The organism is Megasphaera elsdenii DSM 20460 (genome assembly GCF_003010495.1).
GTDB lineage: Bacteria > Bacillota > Negativicutes > Veillonellales > Megasphaeraceae > Megasphaera > Megasphaera elsdenii.
Window position 1 is genome coordinate 2,146,964 of record NZ_CP027570.1, and the last position, 17,963, is coordinate 2,164,926.

General features: G+C 55.5%; 18 protein-coding genes. 17 read left to right on the forward strand and 1 reads right to left on the reverse strand.

What is annotated here, in order from left to right; genetic code table 11:
• Nucleotides 1-9: 9 nt before the first annotated feature.
• Both C6362_RS10160 and C6362_RS10165 read left to right on the forward strand, forming a co-directional pair.
• Entirely contained in the window at nucleotides 10-1,395 is a 1,386-nt protein-coding gene (locus C6362_RS10160; protein WP_014016759.1) for an aldo/keto reductase, read from the forward strand.
• Complete coding sequence (locus tag C6362_RS10165; RefSeq protein WP_014016758.1) at nucleotides 1,396-2,853, forward strand: 4Fe-4S dicluster domain-containing protein; 1,458 nt, start codon at nucleotides 1,396-1,398, stop codon at nucleotides 2,851-2,853. It abuts the gene before it with no gap.
• Nucleotides 2,854-2,855: 2 nt separating this feature from the next.
• On the opposite strand, the gene C6362_RS10170 is transcribed toward C6362_RS10165, so the two are convergent.
• Nucleotides 2,856-3,311, reverse strand: a complete 456-nt coding sequence (locus C6362_RS10170) for a DUF6173 family protein (RefSeq protein ID WP_014016757.1) — start codon at nucleotides 3,309-3,311, stop codon at nucleotides 2,856-2,858.
• A gap of 261 nt (nucleotides 3,312-3,572) precedes the next feature.
• Between C6362_RS10170 and C6362_RS10175 the strand changes: the two genes are divergently transcribed.
• The 15 genes from C6362_RS10175 to ispG all read left to right on the forward strand — a co-directional run bounded on the left by C6362_RS10175 (nucleotide 3,573) and on the right by ispG (nucleotide 17,961).
• Nucleotides 3,573-4,739 carry an aromatic amino acid transport family protein gene (locus C6362_RS10175; protein ID WP_173364616.1) on the forward strand — a complete coding sequence of 389 codons (1,167 nt, stop codon included), beginning with the start codon at nucleotides 3,573-3,575 and terminating at the stop codon, nucleotides 4,737-4,739.
• 179 nt (nucleotides 4,740-4,918) lie between these two features.
• The gene (locus tag C6362_RS10180; RefSeq protein ID WP_014016755.1) at nucleotides 4,919-6,463 is read left to right on the forward strand and encodes a Ppx/GppA phosphatase family protein; all 1,545 of its coding nucleotides are present in this window, start codon (nucleotides 4,919-4,921) and stop codon (nucleotides 6,461-6,463) included.
• A 7-nt stretch (nucleotides 6,464-6,470) separates the two neighbouring features.
• A complete protein-coding gene (gene ppk1 / locus C6362_RS10185; protein ID WP_014016754.1) occupies nucleotides 6,471-8,627 on the forward strand; it encodes a polyphosphate kinase 1 in 2,157 nt (718 codons plus the stop codon).
• A 57-nt stretch (nucleotides 8,628-8,684) separates the two neighbouring features.
• Nucleotides 8,685-9,044 carry a ubiquitin-like domain-containing protein gene (locus tag C6362_RS12215; RefSeq protein ID WP_255411288.1) on the forward strand — a complete coding sequence of 120 codons (360 nt, stop codon included), beginning with the start codon at nucleotides 8,685-8,687 and terminating at the stop codon, nucleotides 9,042-9,044.
• A gap of 125 nt (nucleotides 9,045-9,169) precedes the next feature.
• Nucleotides 9,170-9,691, forward strand: coding sequence for a G5 and 3D domain-containing protein (locus tag C6362_RS12220; RefSeq protein ID WP_255411289.1), 522 nt, complete (start codon nucleotides 9,170-9,172; stop codon nucleotides 9,689-9,691).
• Between the two features lie 219 nt (nucleotides 9,692-9,910).
• The gene (gene rpsB, locus C6362_RS10195) at nucleotides 9,911-10,654 is read left to right on the forward strand and encodes a 30S ribosomal protein S2 (RefSeq protein WP_014016752.1); all 744 of its coding nucleotides are present in this window, start codon (nucleotides 9,911-9,913) and stop codon (nucleotides 10,652-10,654) included.
• A gap of 109 nt (nucleotides 10,655-10,763) precedes the next feature.
• The gene (tsf, locus tag C6362_RS10200) at nucleotides 10,764-11,411 is read left to right on the forward strand and encodes a translation elongation factor Ts (RefSeq protein ID WP_014016751.1); all 648 of its coding nucleotides are present in this window, start codon (nucleotides 10,764-10,766) and stop codon (nucleotides 11,409-11,411) included.
• An 80-nt stretch (nucleotides 11,412-11,491) separates the two neighbouring features.
• The gene (gene pyrH / locus C6362_RS10205; RefSeq protein WP_014016750.1) at nucleotides 11,492-12,217 is read left to right on the forward strand and encodes a UMP kinase; all 726 of its coding nucleotides are present in this window, start codon (nucleotides 11,492-11,494) and stop codon (nucleotides 12,215-12,217) included.
• Between the two features lie 46 nt (nucleotides 12,218-12,263).
• The gene (gene frr / locus C6362_RS10210; RefSeq protein ID WP_014016749.1) at nucleotides 12,264-12,824 is read left to right on the forward strand and encodes a ribosome recycling factor; all 561 of its coding nucleotides are present in this window, start codon (nucleotides 12,264-12,266) and stop codon (nucleotides 12,822-12,824) included.
• Entirely contained in the window at nucleotides 12,821-13,075 is a 255-nt protein-coding gene (locus tag C6362_RS10215; protein WP_022497171.1) for a hypothetical protein, read from the forward strand. The genes frr and C6362_RS10215 overlap by 4 nt, the downstream gene beginning before the upstream one ends.
• Complete coding sequence (locus C6362_RS10220; RefSeq protein ID WP_014016747.1) at nucleotides 13,068-13,835, forward strand: isoprenyl transferase; 768 nt, start codon at nucleotides 13,068-13,070, stop codon at nucleotides 13,833-13,835. Before C6362_RS10215 ends, C6362_RS10220 begins: the two co-directional genes overlap by 8 nt.
• 19 nt (nucleotides 13,836-13,854) lie before the next feature.
• Nucleotides 13,855-14,682: a phosphatidate cytidylyltransferase gene (locus C6362_RS10225; RefSeq protein ID WP_014016746.1), complete on the forward strand. Its 828-nt coding sequence runs from the start codon at nucleotides 13,855-13,857 to the stop codon at nucleotides 14,680-14,682.
• Between the two features lie 13 nt (nucleotides 14,683-14,695).
• Complete coding sequence (locus C6362_RS10230) at nucleotides 14,696-15,841, forward strand: 1-deoxy-D-xylulose-5-phosphate reductoisomerase (protein WP_014016745.1); 1,146 nt, start codon at nucleotides 14,696-14,698, stop codon at nucleotides 15,839-15,841.
• 14 nt (nucleotides 15,842-15,855) lie between these two features.
• Nucleotides 15,856-16,878, forward strand: coding sequence for an RIP metalloprotease RseP (gene rseP, locus C6362_RS10235; protein ID WP_014016744.1), 1,023 nt, complete (start codon nucleotides 15,856-15,858; stop codon nucleotides 16,876-16,878).
• A 15-nt stretch (nucleotides 16,879-16,893) separates the two neighbouring features.
• On the forward strand, nucleotides 16,894-17,961 hold the full coding sequence (gene ispG, locus C6362_RS10240; RefSeq protein ID WP_014016743.1) for a flavodoxin-dependent (E)-4-hydroxy-3-methylbut-2-enyl-diphosphate synthase: 1,068 nt from the start codon (nucleotides 16,894-16,896) through the stop codon (nucleotides 17,959-17,961).
• Nucleotides 17,962-17,963: the final 2 nt, after the last annotated feature.

Sequence of the window (17,963 nt, forward strand, 5' to 3'; positions counted from 1 at the left end):
GGAAGTAGGATGAGTCACGATATCAGCCGGCGGACTTTTTTGAAGCTCCTCGGCGGGGGACTGGCTGGGGCAGCTGCTGGCGGGGCTTTGGTGAAGCGCGAGGATATCCTGGCTTTTCTCGATGCCGATAAGGCTGCCGGGGCAGCCGGAACGGCCTTGGGAAAAGTCACGACGCGCTACTATAAGCCCCTCGGGAAAGACTTGTCTCTCCTGGGCTTTGGCTGCATGCGCCTGCCGACGACCTTTACAGCGTCGGGCCGGGAAATAGATAAGGAATTAGGCGAGAAGATGGTCGATTTTGCCTATCGCCACGGCATCAATTATTTTGATACGGCCTGGTTCTACCACGACGGGAAGTCCGAAGCCTTCATCGGCCAGGCCTTGCAGAAATATCCCCGCGACACAGTCTATCTGGCCGACAAGATGCCGACGCCCATCTTGACGGGACTCGATCAGGCAAAGGATATCTTCCAGACCCAGCTCGACCGCTGCCAAGTTGCGTATTTCGACAACTACATGCTTCATTCCCTGACCAGTCAGGACCAGTTCGATGAACTTTACATCCAAGACGGCATCCTGGACTACCTTCGCCAGGAAAAAGCCCGGGGCCGCATCCGTTGCCTGGGCTTTTCCTTCCACGGTGACGTGCCCTTCTTTCATTATCTCCTGGACCAGTATGATTGGGATTTCTGCATGATCCAGCTCAACTATGCCGACTGGAACGAACCGGGCGAAGCGCCGGCAGGGAGCCGCCAGGCCGGGGACCTGTACCGCAAGTGCCGAGAAAAGGATGTCCCCATTTTCGTCATGGAACCGGTCAAAGGGGGCAACCTGGCCAATCTGTCATCGTCGGCAGAAGCCATCTTGAAGCAGCAGCGGCCAGAGGCCAGCATGGCGTCGTGGGCCCTGCGCTGGGTCGGCTCTAAAGAAGGGGTCATCACCATGAATTCAGGCATGAGCAATTTGGAACAGGTCCTGGACAATATCCGGACCCTGAGCAATTTTCAGCCCTTATCGGCCGCCGAAGAGCGGGCTATCCAGCGCTCCCTGGGGAAGGAAGCCGGCAGCGGGGCCATTCCCTGTACCTATTGCCGTTACTGTGAACCCTGCCCCTACGGTGTCGACATCGCCGGAGTCTTTCATATCTACAACCGTTATGGCGAACCGGCCGGAATCGACGTGGACCATCCCCAAGGGGCCTCGGCAGCACAGGAGAAAGTCTTCCTGGCCCATTATCAGAATAACCTGGAACGGCCGCAGCGCGCTTCCCACTGTACAGCCTGCGGCCGCTGTCTGCCCAAGTGTCCGCAGCATATCGACATCCCTAAGTACGTGCGGGCCATTGATGATGTTGTCCAATATTTCGGGCGCGATACAGGAAAGGGGATAGTGTAAATGCGGAACATGCTGCAACGGGGACGCATCGTTTTATCGTGGCTCCTGATGGGGGCCATGGTCCTGACCTTTGCTGGTATCGTAGCACCCGTGCTGCCGCAATGGCAGGTCCTGCCGGCTCTCTTGGCTGGGAATCTCCTGGTCATCGCCGTCATCATCGTCCTGACCCTGCTCCTGGGACGGATCTATTGCAGCGTCCTCTGTCCCTTGGGAATCAGCCAGGACTTCGTCTTCTGGCTGGCCAAACGGCGCAAAAAGAATCGCCGGAAATTTACTTTCCGGCGGGAACGGCGCATCGTGCGCTATAGTATCTTGATGTTGACCGGTCTGGCTTTCCTGGCCGGCTTGTCTGGTTTTGTGGGGCTGGTCGACCCGTACAGTATCTTTGGCCGCATCGTCCACGATGGACTGGGCCTGCCAGTTGCCTATGGCTGGAACGCTTTGGTCGGGGTCAACGAAAGCCACGGCTGGATTCCGGTGCTGAGCAAGACGGATATCCTCTGGCCGCCGCTGGCTGCCATGGCCCTGGCCGGGGTTTATTTCGTCGTCCTGACTGTCCTGGCCTGGCGCTATGGCCGAGCGTACTGCCATACTGTTTGCCCTGTCGGCACGCTGTTGGGAACCCTCAGCCGCTTCAGCCTGTTCCGGCCGGTCATCGACGGATCGCGCTGCACCCACTGCGGGGCCTGTGAAAAGACGTGCCGTTCGTCCTGCATCGACGTCGCCCATGGCTTCGTCGATACCAGCCGCTGCGTCGACTGCTTCGACTGCGTTGCCGTCTGTCCGAAAGGGGCCTTAACCTTTTCCCGGACCCTTCCGGTCAAGCTTCCGGAAAAAAAGCTATCTGGTGAAGGTATCAGCCGACGGGAGATGCTGCTGACGACGGCCGTTGCCGCCGGGACCATCGCCGCAGGTCTGGCCCGCAGCCAGACCGTTGTTCCAGCCTTGATGGGGACGGGGAAGGGGAAGAAGAAAATCTTGCCGCCTGGGGCCGTTTCAGCCGATGCTTTTGCTCAGCGCTGTACGGCCTGCCATCTCTGTGTCAGCCGCTGTCCCAGCGGCGTCCTGGTGCCGGCCGTCTTGGAGAACGGCGCCTTGCAGATGGGCCAGCCCTACATGGATTTTTCTAAAGGCTACTGTGTCTATAACTGCAACTTTTGTTCTCAAGCCTGCCCGGCCGGTGCCATCCGTCCGCTGGAGCTGGCCGTGAAAGAAAAGACAAAAATCGGCATCGCCCGTTATGCCCAATTCCACTGTCTCATCGCCCGCGACGGCATAGTCTGCGGTAACTGTGCCCGCCATTGTCCCGTCCAGGCCATTACCCTGGTCGAGAACAAGGACGGGCGCAGCTACCCGCACGTCGATGGGGCGCGCTGTATCGGCTGCGGTTCCTGCGAGTATCACTGTCCGGCCAAACCGGCAGCTATTTCCGTCAGCACCTTGCCGAAATCTTCGTGACTTCAGTCTTCCGGGTCGGTGGCGATATCCGGTTCGTTCTTGCGGTTGAAGCCGATGATGCGGCGCGGCTTTTCAATGTCGTCGTGGCGGGGGACGGCGACGAGGAGCAGGTTGAGCTGGGAAATATGCTGGACCAGTTCGACGGCCGATCCGTCGGACAATTCGCCGTAAAAGACGATCATGTTCGGATCCCAGTAGCCGATATCCTGGATGCTGAAGGTGATATCGCCAGCTGATACCAGGCGGCCGCCGGCCTGCATGTCGTCGGGCAGGCCCGACTCAAAGTTGTTGATCAGGGCGACGATGCGCTGATACATGTCTGAGGCCAGGTAGGGCGCTTCCGGATCTTCGTCTTCTTCTGGAACGGCGCCGGGCTGGAGGATCGTCAGTTCCTTTTCGGCTTCCGCGTCTTTTTCGGGAGTTCCTTGTTGTTTTTTCTTATCCATTACGTCTGCCATAAAAATCCCTCCTTATCATTTTCACTATATCATTTCGACATAGAAGGAGGCGATTCCTGCTGCTTTTTCTCAGGTGGCAGGATTTTTTTCTTGGAATCCCTATGCGGATATGGTATAATGGTCCAGACATGCTGACATCAGGTAACATATTTTCACACGAAAAGAGGTTTTTTCTTCATGGAATATGTGAACGAGTTGGACACTATATCGGCCAGAGCTGCGCAAAAGGATGCGGCTCTCAAGGTACATCGTCTTACGTTTATGGAGGCTACGATGATGGTCGTCGGGTCTACCATAGGTTCCGGTGTTTTAGGTTTAGCTTTTGCCAGTCGCAATGCCGGCTGGCCTGTCCTGCTTACGTGGCTTGTCGTAGCAGGCTTTTTTTCTATCATCTCCATGCTCTATGTCGCTGAAGCGACGCTGCGGACGACGAAGCCCTTGCAGCTGTCGGGCCTGGCAGAAAAGTACGTCGGCAAAATCGGTTCCTGGCTGATTTTCTTTTCCGTCGGGGCCACGTCTTTTTGCAGCCTTATCGCTTACACCAGCGGCTGCGGCAGGATATTGAGCGAATTTTTCGGTATTTCCCTGGAAATGGCCAGCTGCCTCTTTGCCCTCGGGGCGACGAGCGTCGTCTGGCTGGGCCTCAAGGCTACTGGGGTCGCTGAGAAATATTTGAGTTCAGGTATGACGGCCATGCTTATTCTTCTCGTCGGCGCGTCACTGTTTTCGGCCCGCGTACCTGTCGCAGATATTCTCTACGCCCATTGGACCTATGCCGTTCCGGTCTTCAATATCGCCGTCTTCTGCTATGCCGTCCAGTATATCGTTCCGGAAATCTCCCGGGGCTTCACGCATGACCCGGGGAAAATCGTCCCGTCCATCCTGGCCGGGGCCGGCATTTCCTTCGTCATCCTGGCTTTGGTCCCCTTGGCGGTCTTCCTCATGCTGCCAGTCGATGAAATTTCGGAAGTCGCCTCCCTGTCCTGGGGCCGTGCCCTGGGATCTCCGGTCTTCTTCGTCATCGTCAACGCTTTCGCTTTCTGTGCCATGCTCACATCGTTCTGGGCCATTGCCGAAAGCTTCTTGACCAATATGATCGACCGCCTGGGCTTTAAATCGGAAACGGACATCCGTACGCGAGCCGGCTGCCTGGCCTTCATCGTCATCCCGCCAGTCCTCTTGGCTTACAGCGGCCTCGTCGGTTTCGTCAACGCCATCTTCAGCGCCGGCACCTTCGGCGGCATCATCATGTCCATCCTGCCCGTCTTCATGCTGCGCAGCGCCCGTAAACACGGCGACCACGCACCGTGCTGGAGATGCGGCTGGATCGCTCACCCCATCATGCAGTTCCTCGTCGTCGTACTCTTTGCCAGTGCCGGCATCTACGCCATCTTTAGCCTATGCGGCTGGCTGCCTGCGGCGTGGTAGGAAAATTAATTGCTCAAAAAGAGGTTGTCTTCAGCGGACAGCCTCTTTTTTCTGTATCCCCACTGGGGAAAAACTGAAAATTTTTACAAAAAATATACATACATATGGTGACTTTCATGTATAATAAGGAGAGTATCAACTAGACAGCAACTATACCGTCAAGAAAAGTGGGGAGAATAATGGAAAAACAAACCCGGAATGTTTTCGGTATCATCCATATCGGGACGGTCAACATGACCTTGAAGGTCATTGCTTATTCGTCTTTGGACGACATGGAAATCATCGAAAATGTATCCCGAGAAGTGAAATATGGGGAAACGGTATTCCAGCGCCATCATGTCAGTTTTCAGTCTTTGAATGAAATCTGTCAGGTCCTGCTGGGGTTCCGCCAGCTCCTTCGCGATTACGATGTCAAGGATGTCCGAGTCTTGTCGACGACGGCTATTTGTGAGGCCGATAATTTGATCAATGTCCTCGACCAGATCCATATCCGCACGGGCTTCGATGTCGAAGTCATCCATATGACCAAGGAAATCTACTACAAGTTCTTTGGCCTTTATTATAATGTATTGAAAGGGAACTTTAATTTTGCCGATAAGGCCGTTATGCTCCTGGATATCACGTCCGGCGGCGTCGGCTTGACGTGCTGGAAGTCGGACCGCCTCTTGTTCCAGCAGAATATCCATATCGGTTCCTTGCGGATCCTGGAAAATTTCACGGAAAAGCAGCGCAATGAATTGACGTTCCCGACGGCCGTGCGCGAATATATTTACGGGACTCTCTATCCGCTCTGGAAGGGCGTCCAGCGGTATGATATCAAGTACATCGTCTTGTCCGGCCGCGGGGCCAATCTGGTGTCGCGCCTCATGGGCAAGACCAGTGAGAACGGGTTGTTCCTGATTACGCCCGATGAGCTGCGCCAGTTCGTCTATTCTTTTAAAGGCGTCACGCCGTTCAAGCTCATGCAGCGCTTCGGCCTGTCCCAGAACCTGGCCAATGTCATCATGCCGACGATCCTCTTGTATTATGAACTGCTGCGCATCGTCGACATCGACATGCTGGTCGTCATGCCGACGACCTTCACCGAAGGCTATACCATGTACTATGTAGCCGATAAGACCCATAATGATTATATGGCCCATCTCCAGGGCCTGCTCCTGGACATGATGCGCCGCATGGCCAAGAAGTATTTGTCCGACTCCGCCCATTCCGCCCGCATCGAAGAATACGGCAACGTCCTCTTCCAGGCGCTGTACCAGTTCATCGGCCTCGATTACAGTTATAATTATCTGCTCCGCCTGGCCGCTATCTTCCACGAAACGGGGAAATTCATCAATATCCGCAAGCATAATCTTTGTACATACAACCTCATCATGGAAACGGACCTCTTCGGCCTGGCTGACGATGAAAAGGAAATCCTGGCGGCCGTCCTCTACTATGCCTTCGACGGCACCCTGCAGGAGGCATCACCGGTCTACCATGCCCTGACGCCGCGTCAGAAGGTCATTACGGCCAAACTGACGGCTATTTTCCGCCTGGCCGATTCCCTGGATAAGAGCCATTTGGGGAAAATCAGCGCCATCCGGGCTGAGCTCAAGGACGACCGACTCGTCGTCTCCTATACGGCAGAAGCCGATATTTCCCTGGAACGCTGGACATATCTGAAAATGGCCGTCGACTTTGCCGAAGTCTTTGGTATTTCGACGGAATTAGTGAAAGGATAGGATAATCATGGCAGATTTTACGAGTAGTCAATATTTTTTAAATCGTGAATGTACATGGGTCAAATTCAATGAACGGGTCCTGCGCGAAGCCATCGTCCCGTCCAATCCACTGCTGGAACAGCTGAACTTCGTCGCCATTGCCGCGTCGAACCTGGACGAATTTTTCATGATCCGCGTGGCCGGCGTCAAGCACCTCGTCGAAAGCGGCGTCAAGCACATCGATATCGCCGGCATGACGCCGCAGGAACAGTTCGATGCCATCCAGGAAATGGTCCATAAACTGGTCGACGACCAGTACCGCTATTATGGCGATATCCAGCAGAAACTGCAAGCCCACGGCCTGCATTTCATTCGTGTCGACGCTCTCGATGATGACCAGCGGCTGTGGCTGGAAAGCTTTTTTGAACGGGAAATCTATCCCGTCGTCACGCCCATGGCTGTCGATTCCAGCCATCCTTTTCCGTTCCTGGCCAGTCTGAACCTGAACCTGGCCGTCCTCTTGCGCCGCAAGCAGGGGGACCGTTCCGTCAAGACGGCTATCCTGCCGGTTCCGACGTCGGTCATCGACCGCATCATCAAGGTCCCGGACAGCGTTTCCCCGGCCGGAAAACAGCATGACGGCCAGCAGTTCCTCTTCCTGGAAGATGTCATCGCCGCCTATGCGGAACGCTTCTTCCTGGGCTGCGACATCCTGGAAGTCGCACCGTTCCGCATCACCCGCGACGCTGACCTGGATATCGACGACGATGCCGAGGACCTTTTGATGGAAGTGGAAAAGAGCTTGAAGAAGCGCCGCAAAGGGGCGGCTGTCCGCCTGGAACTGGCGTCGACGGCGAGCCGCATAATCCGCGACTTCCTGCGTGACGAATTGCAGCTCGAAGAACGGGATGTGTATGCCATCCCCGGTCCGCTGGACTGCAAGGTCTTTTTCTCCTTCGTCGGCATCGACGGCTATGATGACCTGCGCTATCCGCCGGTGACGCCGCAGCCGTCGTCGGAACTGGCTGCCATCGACGCGCCTGATTTCTGGTCGGCCATTGCCGAACGGGACGTCATGGTCCATCATCCTTACGAAACCTTTGAAACGGTGGAACACTTCATCCAGCTGGCGGCGACGGACCCGGATGTCCTGGCCATCAAGCAGACTTTGTACCGCGTCAGCAGCAAGTCGCCGATCATCGCAGCCCTGGCCCAGGCGGCAGAAAATGGCAAGCAGGTCACGGTCCTCATGGAAGTCAAGGCCCGTTTCGATGAAGAAAATAATATCCACATGGCCCGCAAGCTGGAAAAAGCCGGCTGCCATGTCATTTACGGCATCATGGGCCTCAAGACCCACTCCAAGATTACCCTCGTCGTCCGCCGTGAAGAAGATGGCATCCGCCGTTACGTCCACCTGGCGACGGGCAACTACAACGGCAAGACGGCCCGTATCTATACGGATGTCGGCATCTTGACGGCCAATACCCTCATCGGCGTCGATGCGTCGGCTTTCTTCAATCTCCTGTCGGGTTATTCCGATCCGCCTCAGTGGAATAAACTGGCCGTCGCGCCGCTCAATCTGAGGGAAACGATTTATCAGGAGATCGACCAGGAAATCGCCCAGGCCAAGGCCGGCAAGAAAGCCCTCATCGTGGCCAAGATGAATTCTCTCCTCGATAAATACGTCATTGCCAAGCTCTATGAAGCGTCGGCAGCCGGCGTCAAGATCCGCCTCATCGTCCGCGGCATCTGCGTCATCCGCCCGGGTCTGCCCGGCATCAGCGAAAACATCGAAGTCCACAGCATCGTCGGCCGCTTCCTGGAACACAGCCGCCTGTTCTACTTCTATAACGGCGGCAAGGAAGACGTCTTCATTTCGTCGGCTGACTGGATGCCGCGCAACCTCAATGAACGCGTCGAATTGATGACGCCCGTCGAATTTCCGCCGCATAAAGAACGGATCAAGCGTATCCTGAAAGTATATTTCGACGACAATGTCAAGGCCTATGCCATGAACAGCGACGGTTCGTACCGCTACCTGGCAGACGAACGCCAGGGCAAGCCTGTCAACGCCCAGGATACATGCCAGCGCCAGGCTGAACGGCTGGCATCGGAACGGAAGAAGGCGGCACGCCAGTTCCGCAAGGTCGTCCTGCGTCCACGTCCTGCTGAAGAAGACAAGTAAATTGACAAGCCTGCCGGTCTTTGCTAAAATGAAAAGAAAAGCTTTAGGAGGCATGGCATGGACTGGAAACGATTCAGTATGACTGGATTCAAGAATAAACGACCGATTACACGCATGTACGCCACGATGATCGCCTTATTGGTCATCGTGTCTTTGACGGGCTTCATCGACCGGGGGAAATCAGTGACCCTCGTCGCCGACGGCACGACCCGCCAGGTATATACTCACGCCGTCAATGAACAGGCTTTGATGCGGGAAAACAATATCGATATGGGCGATTACGATGAAATCGACGTATCGACGCAGAAGCTTGCCGACGGCAGTTACGTCAAGGTGCGCCGGGCTATCCCGGTGACCCTGGAATACCGGGGCAGAAGCAGCAGGTCTATACGGCCAAGCACAATTCCCAGGAAGTAGCCGAACAGTACGGCTACAACAAGGAAAAGTACCGCCCTTATGGCGACGTACAGAAGCCGCTCCAGGCCGGGGAAAATATCGTCATCGGCCACGTCTCGCGCAAGACGATCACCGAAGATGAAGTGGTGCCGTACGCCATCGAAAGCATCCCTGATGAAACTCTGGGCCAGGGCGAAGAGAAAATCGTCCAGGAAGGGCAGAACGGCCGCAAACGGGTCAAGCTGAACATCGTCAGCGTCGACGGCCAGGTCGCCGACAAGGAAACGCTTTCGACGGAGCTCATTTCGGAAATGCAGCCGCTGATCCGCAAGGTCGGCACCAAGGAAACGGTTGAAATCAACACCAGTACCGGCGACGTATCCCATTACCAGAAGATCATCACCATGGAAGCCACGGCCTATCTGCCGACTGATGGCGACGGCCAGTGCATCACCCGCATGGGGACGCGGGCCCGCTATGGCGTCGTCGCCGTCGACCCCAACGTCATCCCCTTGGGTTCGACCGTCTTCATCCCCGGCTATGGCGTAGCCCGGGCCGAAGATACAGGCGGAGCCATCCTCGGCAACCGCATCGACCTCTGCATGGAAGACTACGATGCCTGCATGACCTTCGGCCGCCGCACCGTACCGGTCTATATCTTGAATTAAGGTTTGAATCATCCGCTACAAACTTCAAACACGTCCGCAAGGGCAGGCATTTGAAAAAATGCTTGCCCTTGTTTGTCATATATGCTATAATATCAAAGGTTTGAATACCAAGATCCAAAATACACACGCTTGGCGAGCTCAGCACTGTGCCCCTCCCAGGGGGGAAGGGTGAAGATGAGCGATGACCGGGCGGAGGAAAAAACAGGAGGAATCACAATTATGGCAGTAGTATCTATGAAACAATTATTGGAAGCCGGCGTTCATTTCGGTCATCAGACCCGCCGTTGGAACCCGAAGATGGCTCGTTTCATCTTCACCGAACGTAACGGTATCTACATCATCGACTTGCAGAAAACCGTTAAGAAAATGGACGAAGCTTACAATTTTGTCCGCGACCTGGCTGCTGAAGGCGGCAAAGTCCTCTTCGTAGGCACGAAAAAACAGGCTCAGGAATCCATTAAAAACGAAGCAGAACGTTGCAACCAGTACTTCGTCAACGAACGCTGGCTCGGCGGTATGCTCACCAACTTCCAGACCATCGAAAAACGCGTAAAACGCTTGAAGACTTTGGAAAAACAGGCTGAAGACGGCACGTTCGAAATCCTGCCGAAGAAAGAAGTTACGCTCCTCAAACACGAAATGGAAAAACTTCAGAAATACCTCGGCGGCATCAAAGACATGAAGAAACTTCCGGACGCTCTCTTCATCATCGACCCGAAAAAAGAAGAAATCGCTGTTTCCGAAGCTCGTAAACTTCACATCCCCATCATCGCTACGGTTGACACCAACTGCGATCCCGATGTCATCGACTATCCGATCCCGGCTAACGACGACGCTATCCGCGCTGTCAAACTCTTGACCGGCAAAATCGCTGACGCTGTCCTCGAAGGCAACCAGGGCGAACAGACGGAAGAAGGCGCCGCTGAAGGTGCTGAAGCAGCTGAAGAAAAAGCAGCAGAATAAGATCGTTTGTTCTTTGAGAACTGAATGGTTAGTATAGGAAGGTAAGGAGCCTTTGCTTCTTACCTTTCTTCAAACTGTATAATTCACATTACTTTTAGGAGGAATACTCATGGCTATTACAGCAGCAATGGTAAAAGAATTAAGAACGAAAACCGGTGCAGGCATGATGGACTGCAAAAAAGCATTGACCGAAAGCAACGGCGATATGGAAAAAGCCGTCGACTTGCTTCGTGAACACGGCTTGGCTGCAGCAGCTAAGAAAGCAGACCGCATCGCTGCTGAAGGTTTAGTTTATTCTTACATCCATGGCAACGGCCGTATCGGCGTCCTCGTCGAAGTCAACTGCGAAACGGACTTCGTCGCTCAGACAGACAACTTCAAAGCACTCTGCAAAGATATTGCAATGCAGATCGCTGCTGCAAAACCGGCATACCTCAAACGCGAAGAAGTTCCGGCTGAAGTTTTGGAACATGAAAAAGAAGTTCTCCGCCAGCAGGCCCTGAACGAAGGCAAACCGGAAAAGATCGTCGAAAAGATGATCGTCGGCCGTATCGAAAAATTCTACAAAGAAAACTGCCTCCTCGATCAGGAATTCATCAAAGATTCTGACAAGACGGTCCAGCAGGTCGTTACCGAAGCGGTTGCTAAAATCGGTGAAAAAATCGACATCCGCCGTTATACACGTTATGAATTGGGTGAAGGCCTGGAAAAACGGAACGATGATTTTGTTTCCGAAGTAATGGCACAAGCTAAATAAGATTGCATAAGAGAACACCCAACCCGTGTTCTCTTATTTTCTAATTGGACTTGTATACCGATAGAGGAGGCACTTCTTTTATGGAATCGAAAAAGTATCATCGTATCGTATTGAAATTGAGTGGTGAAGCACTGGCTGGCAAACAAGGCTATGGCATCGACCCGGAAACAGTTGAAACCATTGCCAAACAGGTCGTTGCAGTCAATCAGCTCGGCGTCCAGGTCGCTATCGTCGTCGGCGGCGGCAATATCTGGCGCGGCTTGTCCGGTTCGGCCAAAGGCATGGACCGCGTTTCGGCAGACTACATGGGCATGCTGGCTACGGTCATGAATTCCCTGGCCCTCCAGGATGCCATGGAAAAGAACGGCGTCGCTACCCGCGTCCAGACGGCTATCAACATGCAGCAGGTCGCTGAACCGTATATCCGCCGCCGGGCTATCCGCCACATGGAAAAAGGCCGCGTCGTCATCTTCGGTGCCGGTACGGGCAACCCTTATTTCTCGACGGATACGACAGCTGCCCTGCGGGCTGCTGAAATCGAAGCCGATGCTATCCTCATGGCCAAGAACGGCGTCGACGGCGTCTACGACAGCGATCCCAAGCTCAATCCGGACGCTAAGATGTTCAAGCACCTGACCTATCTCGACGTCATCAACAAAGACCTGAAAGTCATGGATGCTACGGCGACGACGCTCTGCCGCAACAACAATATCCCTATCGTCGTCTTCAATATCGACCAGCCCGGGAACATCGTCAAGGCTGCCAGCGGAGAAGATTTAGGGACGGTAGTCGACAAAGAAGACTAAACGCTGTATGATATACTTATAAAAATAAAATAAGGAAGTGATTGACATGGAAGTAAAAGAAATCATTGCCCAGCACGAAGAAAAGATGGACAAGACCATCGAAGCCCTGAAACGGGAATTGTCGTCGATCCGCACGGGCCGCGCCAGCACATCCCTGCTGGACCGGATTACCGTCGACTACTACGGTACGCCGACACCGGTCAAACAGGTCGCCAACGTATCGGTCCCGGAACCGCGCATGATCACCATCGCTCCGTGGGAACCGAAGATGCTCGGTGAAATCGAAAAGGCCATCCTCAAGTCTGACTTGGGCCTGAACCCGAACAACGACGGCAAGATCATCCGCCTGGAAATTCCCCAGCTGACGGAAGAACGCCGTAAAGAACTGAGCAAGAAAGTCAGCAAGATCGCTGAAGACTCGAAAGTTGTCATCCGCAACATCCGCCGCGACGCCAACGAAACCATCAAGAAGATGGAAAAGAAGAAGGAAGTCACGGAAGATGACAGCAAGGAAGGTCAGGAAAATATCCAGAAGCTGACAGATAAAAAAATCAAGGCCATCGACGAAATCAAAGCGAAAAAAGAAAAAGAAGTCATGGCCGTATGATGGATATACGGATTTTTATTGGCATGCCGTTACGGTATGCCAAATCTGTATTACAGGAAAAAAATATTCCTTATGTCATAGAGCGGACTGTGTCGCGGAGCCATTTCTTCCACTGCGACCCTCAGCAGACCTATGTCATCCGTGCCCAGGAAAGGGAAGACGGCACGGTCTGCCTGTTAGTCGATGACAGCCTGGAAATGAGCAGCTCCGTAGCCGCAGTGCTGCGAAATGGAGACGTACAGCATGATTAACTTTTTTGGCAAAAAGAAAGAAACTTCCGGCTCCGTATCCGAGGGGATGCTGGATCCCCATAATATTCCCCGCCACGTGGCCATCATCATGGATGGCAACGGCCGCTGGGCCAAGCGCAAAGGCTTGCCCCGCAGTTACGGCCACCGCGCCGGCGCCGATACGCTGAAGCGCATCGTCATCGCCGCCGATGACCTGGGCATCAAGGTCCTGACGGTCTATGCCTTTTCGACGGAGAACTGGAAGCGCCCTGATGAAGAAGTGTCGTACATCATGAAGCTCATGAAGAGTTACTTGAGCAAGAATCTCTTGGAACTCAAGGAACACAACGTGCGGCTCCATGTCATCGGTGATATGAAGCGGCTCCACCCGGATTTGCAGGAAGCCTTTGCCCAGGCCGAAGCGGACATGGCTGCCAACACAGGCCTCATCCTCAACGTGGCTGTCAATTACGGCGGCCGCCTGGAAATCACCCAGGCCGCCCGCAGGCTGGCCGAAGCCGTCCAGGCCGGGACGATTCAGCCCGAAGAGATTACCGAAGCGACATTGGCCCAGTACCTGTATACGGACCCGGAAAACGACGTGGACCTGCTCATCCGTCCCGGTGCGGACAAGCGGGTCAGCAATTTCCTCCTGTGGCAGATGGCCTATGCCGAGTTCTGGTTCACCCAGCTCTGCTGGCCCGATTTCACCAAGGATACCCTGGTCGAAGCGATTCTATCCTTCCAGGGCCGGGAACGGCGCTTCGGCGGCTTAAAATAAATCAGGGAAGGTATATGATATGTTGGCAAAACGAATACTGACAGGCATCGTCGGCGGTGCCTTTACGATTTTTGTGATTTACGAAGGGAACTGGCTGTTTTTCCTCATGATGGCCTTGTTATCCCTCGTCGCCTGGTACGAATACGGCAACCTGGTCCGCAAGCTCCATGCCGTGCCCGCAGACAAATGCGGTGCCGTCTGGCTCGTCGCCATCTTAGCAGCCTATTGGTTCGGCAGTACCAAGGCCATGCTCGTCCTGGCTCTGGGCCTGCTCTGCTGGCTCATGCTGCGGACGGTGTTCTTTCACGATAAGGTCAAGCCCGTAGACAGCGCCTATACGTTATACGGCCTGCTCTACATCGGCTGCGGCTTTCTGGCTATGCTGGCCCTGCGCAGCGGTTCCGTCGCGTCCTTCATGGGCAGCAGTTTCAGCGCCGTCATGCTGGAACCGGCGCGGTTCTTCGTCTTTCTCCTCATCTTCTCGACCTGGGCCAGTGATACCTTTGCCTTCGCCGTCGGCAAGATGATGGGCAAAGTCAAGCTCTGCCCGGCTATCAGCCCCGGCAAGACCCGCGAAGGGGCTATCGGCGGTTTCGTCGGCACCCTGGCGGTAGCCATCATTTTCTCGCTGATCTTTAAATTCTCCGTGCTCCATGCCTTGGCCATCGGCATCATCGTCGGCATCATGGCGCCTTTGGGAGACTTGGTCGAATCCATCTTGAAGCGCGTCTGCGGCGTCAAGGATTCGGGAAACATTATTCCCGGCCACGGCGGTGTCCTGGACCGCTTCGACAGCCTCCTCTTTGCAGCGCCGGCACTGTATGCCTATTTGATTCTGGTTATTTAAGGAGGGCAGGGGAATGAAGGATATTCTGATTTTAGGCAGCACCGGTTCCATCGGGACCCAGGCTGTCGACGTCATCGAAGCCCATCCGGATGCCTTCCGCCTGGCCGGCGTTGCTGCCTATTCCCATTGGCAGGCCGTGGCCCGGCAGGTACAGGACCATCAGGTGAAATGGGCCTGCATGGTCGACGAAAAGGCCGCTGACGAACTGCGCCGCGCCGTCGGCCCGGCGTGTACTGTCTTTTCCGGCAGCGAAGGGCTGTTAAAGCTCATCGATGAATGTGACGCCCGCATCGTCCTGACGTCCCTCGTCGGTGCCGCCGGTATCGAACCGACACTGCATGCCATCGAAAAGGGCATGGACATTGCCCTGGCCAATAAAGAGACCCTCGTCGCTGCCGGCGAGCTGGTCATGAAAGAGGCCGCTGCCCGCGGCGTCCGCATCCTGCCCGTCGACAGTGAACACGGCGCTATTTTCCAGTGTCTCCAGGGACGACAGGAAGGGGAAGTGGCCAAGCTGCTCATCACGGCTTCCGGCGGCCCTCATTTCCGCCGGCCGGTGTCGGAATTTTCGTCCATCACGGTCGAACAGTGCCTGAAGCATCCGACGTGGAACATGGGCGGCAAGATCACCATCGATTCGGCGACGATGTTCAATAAAGGCTTGGAAGTCATCGAAGCGCACTGGCTGTTCCACATGCCCTTCGACAAGATCGAAGTCGTCATCCAGCCGCAGAGCATCATCCACTCCATGATCGAGTTCATCGACGGCTCCATCCTGGCCCAGCTGGGCCTGCCCGACATGCGCCTGCCCATCCAGTACGCCTTTACTTATCCGGACCGGATGACCGTCCGCGGCGCCCGGCCCATCGACTGGAAGACCCTGGGGTCGCTGGAATTTTTCCCGCCTGATGACGAGAAGTTCCCTTCCATCGGCCTGGCCTATGAAGCGGGCCGCATCGGCGGGACCATGCCCTGTGTCCTCAACGGGGCCAATGAAGTCGCTGTCTATGCGTTTTTGCGTAAAGAAATTTCCTTTACGCGTATTTTTGACATTGTCCGTACTGTCATGGAACGGCACACGGTCTCGCACGACGTCACCTTGGCGTCTATCCGCCAGGCCGACGCCTGGGCCCGCCGCTGTGCTGCTTCCCTGTTGTAGAAAGGGGATTTCCCGTGGGTCTTACTATTTTAGCGACGATCTTCGTCTTCAGTGTCATCATCTTCGTCCATGAACTGGGCCATTTCGCGACGGCCAAGTGGGCAGGGATGCAGGTCGATGAGTTCGCACTCGGTTTTGGTCCCAAAGTGTACAGTGTACGCCGCGGTGATACAGAATATTCCCTGCGGGCCGTCCCTCTCGGCGGGTTCAACCGCATTGCCGGCATGACCGAAGATGAAGTATTGAATGAAAAGTCTTTCCTCAACAAACCCGTCTGGAAGCGCATGATCGTCATCGCTGCCGGCGGGATCATGAACTTCATCCTGGCCATCTTCCTCCTGTGGGGACTGTTCTTTGCCATCGGTACGGTGACGGTATCGCCAGAAGCCGTCGTCGGCTCGACCATTTCCGGTTCGCCGGCGGAACAGGCAGGCCTTACGGCAGGCGACCGCATCATCCGTATCGGCAATCAGGATATTTCCAAGTGGACCGATATTTCCCAGGCCGTCGCACCGTACAGCCATGACGTCGTCACCGTGGAAATCGAACGGGACGGCCAGGTGCAGGGCGTCGAACTGGTGCCCGAAGTGGACAGTGCCTCGAAAAAGGCCATGCTCGGCGTCATGCCCATGACGACCCGCGAAGCCCATGGTTTCTTTGAATCGGCCGGCATGGCCGTCCAGCGGACGGGCGAGCTCTGCCAGCTCATGGTCGTCGGCCTCTATGATATGGTGACGGGCCGGGAAAAGGCGGAAGTCGCCGGCCCAATCGGCGTGGCCCAGCTGGCTGGCCAGGTCGCCGCTTCGGGTTTTTCCAATCTGCTCATGTTCACGGCTTTCCTCAGCATCAACCTGGGCATCTTGAATCTCCTGCCCGTACCCTTGCTGGATGGAGGCTATCTTATCTTGTTGATTCTCGAAGGAATTACGCGCCGGCGGATGCCGAAACGGGCGTTGTATTATATTCAGGTCACAGGGGCCGTCCTCTTGGGTTCCCTGTTCCTGTTCGCCATGTTTCAGGATCTCAGCCGCTTTTAGAAAGGCAGGCTTTTCATGAAACGTAGAAAATCTCTTCCCGTCCGGGCTGGTTCGGTGATCATCGGCGGCGATGCCCCCGTATCGGTCCAGACCATGTCGACGGTCAATCCGGCCCACATGGCCGAAGCCGTCGTCGATGCCCGCCGCCTGGCCTCGTATGGGGCTGAAATCTTGCGCTTTGCCGTTCCCGATATGGAAGCGGCCAAGGGCTTGGCAGCCGTCGTCCAGGCCGTAGATATCCCCATCGTAGCCGATATCCACTTCGATTACCGCCTGGCCCTGGCGGCCGTCGACAGCGGCGTCCAGGCCCTGCGCATCAATCCGGGCAATATCGGCGCTGACGAAAACGTCGTCAAAGTCGTCGAAAAAGTGCGTCCCAAAGGCATCCCCATCCGCATCGGCATCAATACGGGATCCCTGCCGGAGGATATCCTGGCCCAGAGCGGCGGCCATCCGACAGCAGAAGGGATGGTCGAAGGGGCATTGCGCCATATCCGCATCCTGGAACGCATGGATTACCGCAACATGGTCATTTCCCTCAAGGCTTCCGACGTCCCATTGATGATCGAAGCTTATGAAAGATTGGCCGACAAGGTCCCCTATGCTCTGCACCTGGGCGTGACCGAAGCCGGCCTGGTCCGCGAAGGCAGCATCAAGTCGGCCATCGGCATCGGCACGCTGCTTCACGAGGGCATCGGCGATACGATCCGCGTATCCCTGACCGGTGACCCTGTCGAAGAAATCAAGGCCGGCCAGACCATCCTCAGTTCCCTCGGCCTGCGCCATTTCGGGCCGACCCTCATTTCCTGCCCGACCTGTGGCCGGACCCAGGTCCACCTCATCGACCTGGCCCAGGAAGTCGAACAGGCCATTTCTCATCTGACCGTCCCCATCAAGGTAGCCGTCATGGGCTGTGTCGTCAACGGCCCGGGCGAAGCGCGGGAAGCCGACTTCGGCATTGCCGGCGGCCAGGGGAAGGGCATCGTCTTTTCCCACGGCCAGGTCCTGCGCACGGTGCCGGAAGACCAGCTCGTGTCCAGCCTGGTGGAAGAAATCGAAAAAACCATTGCAAAGGAGTCTTAACT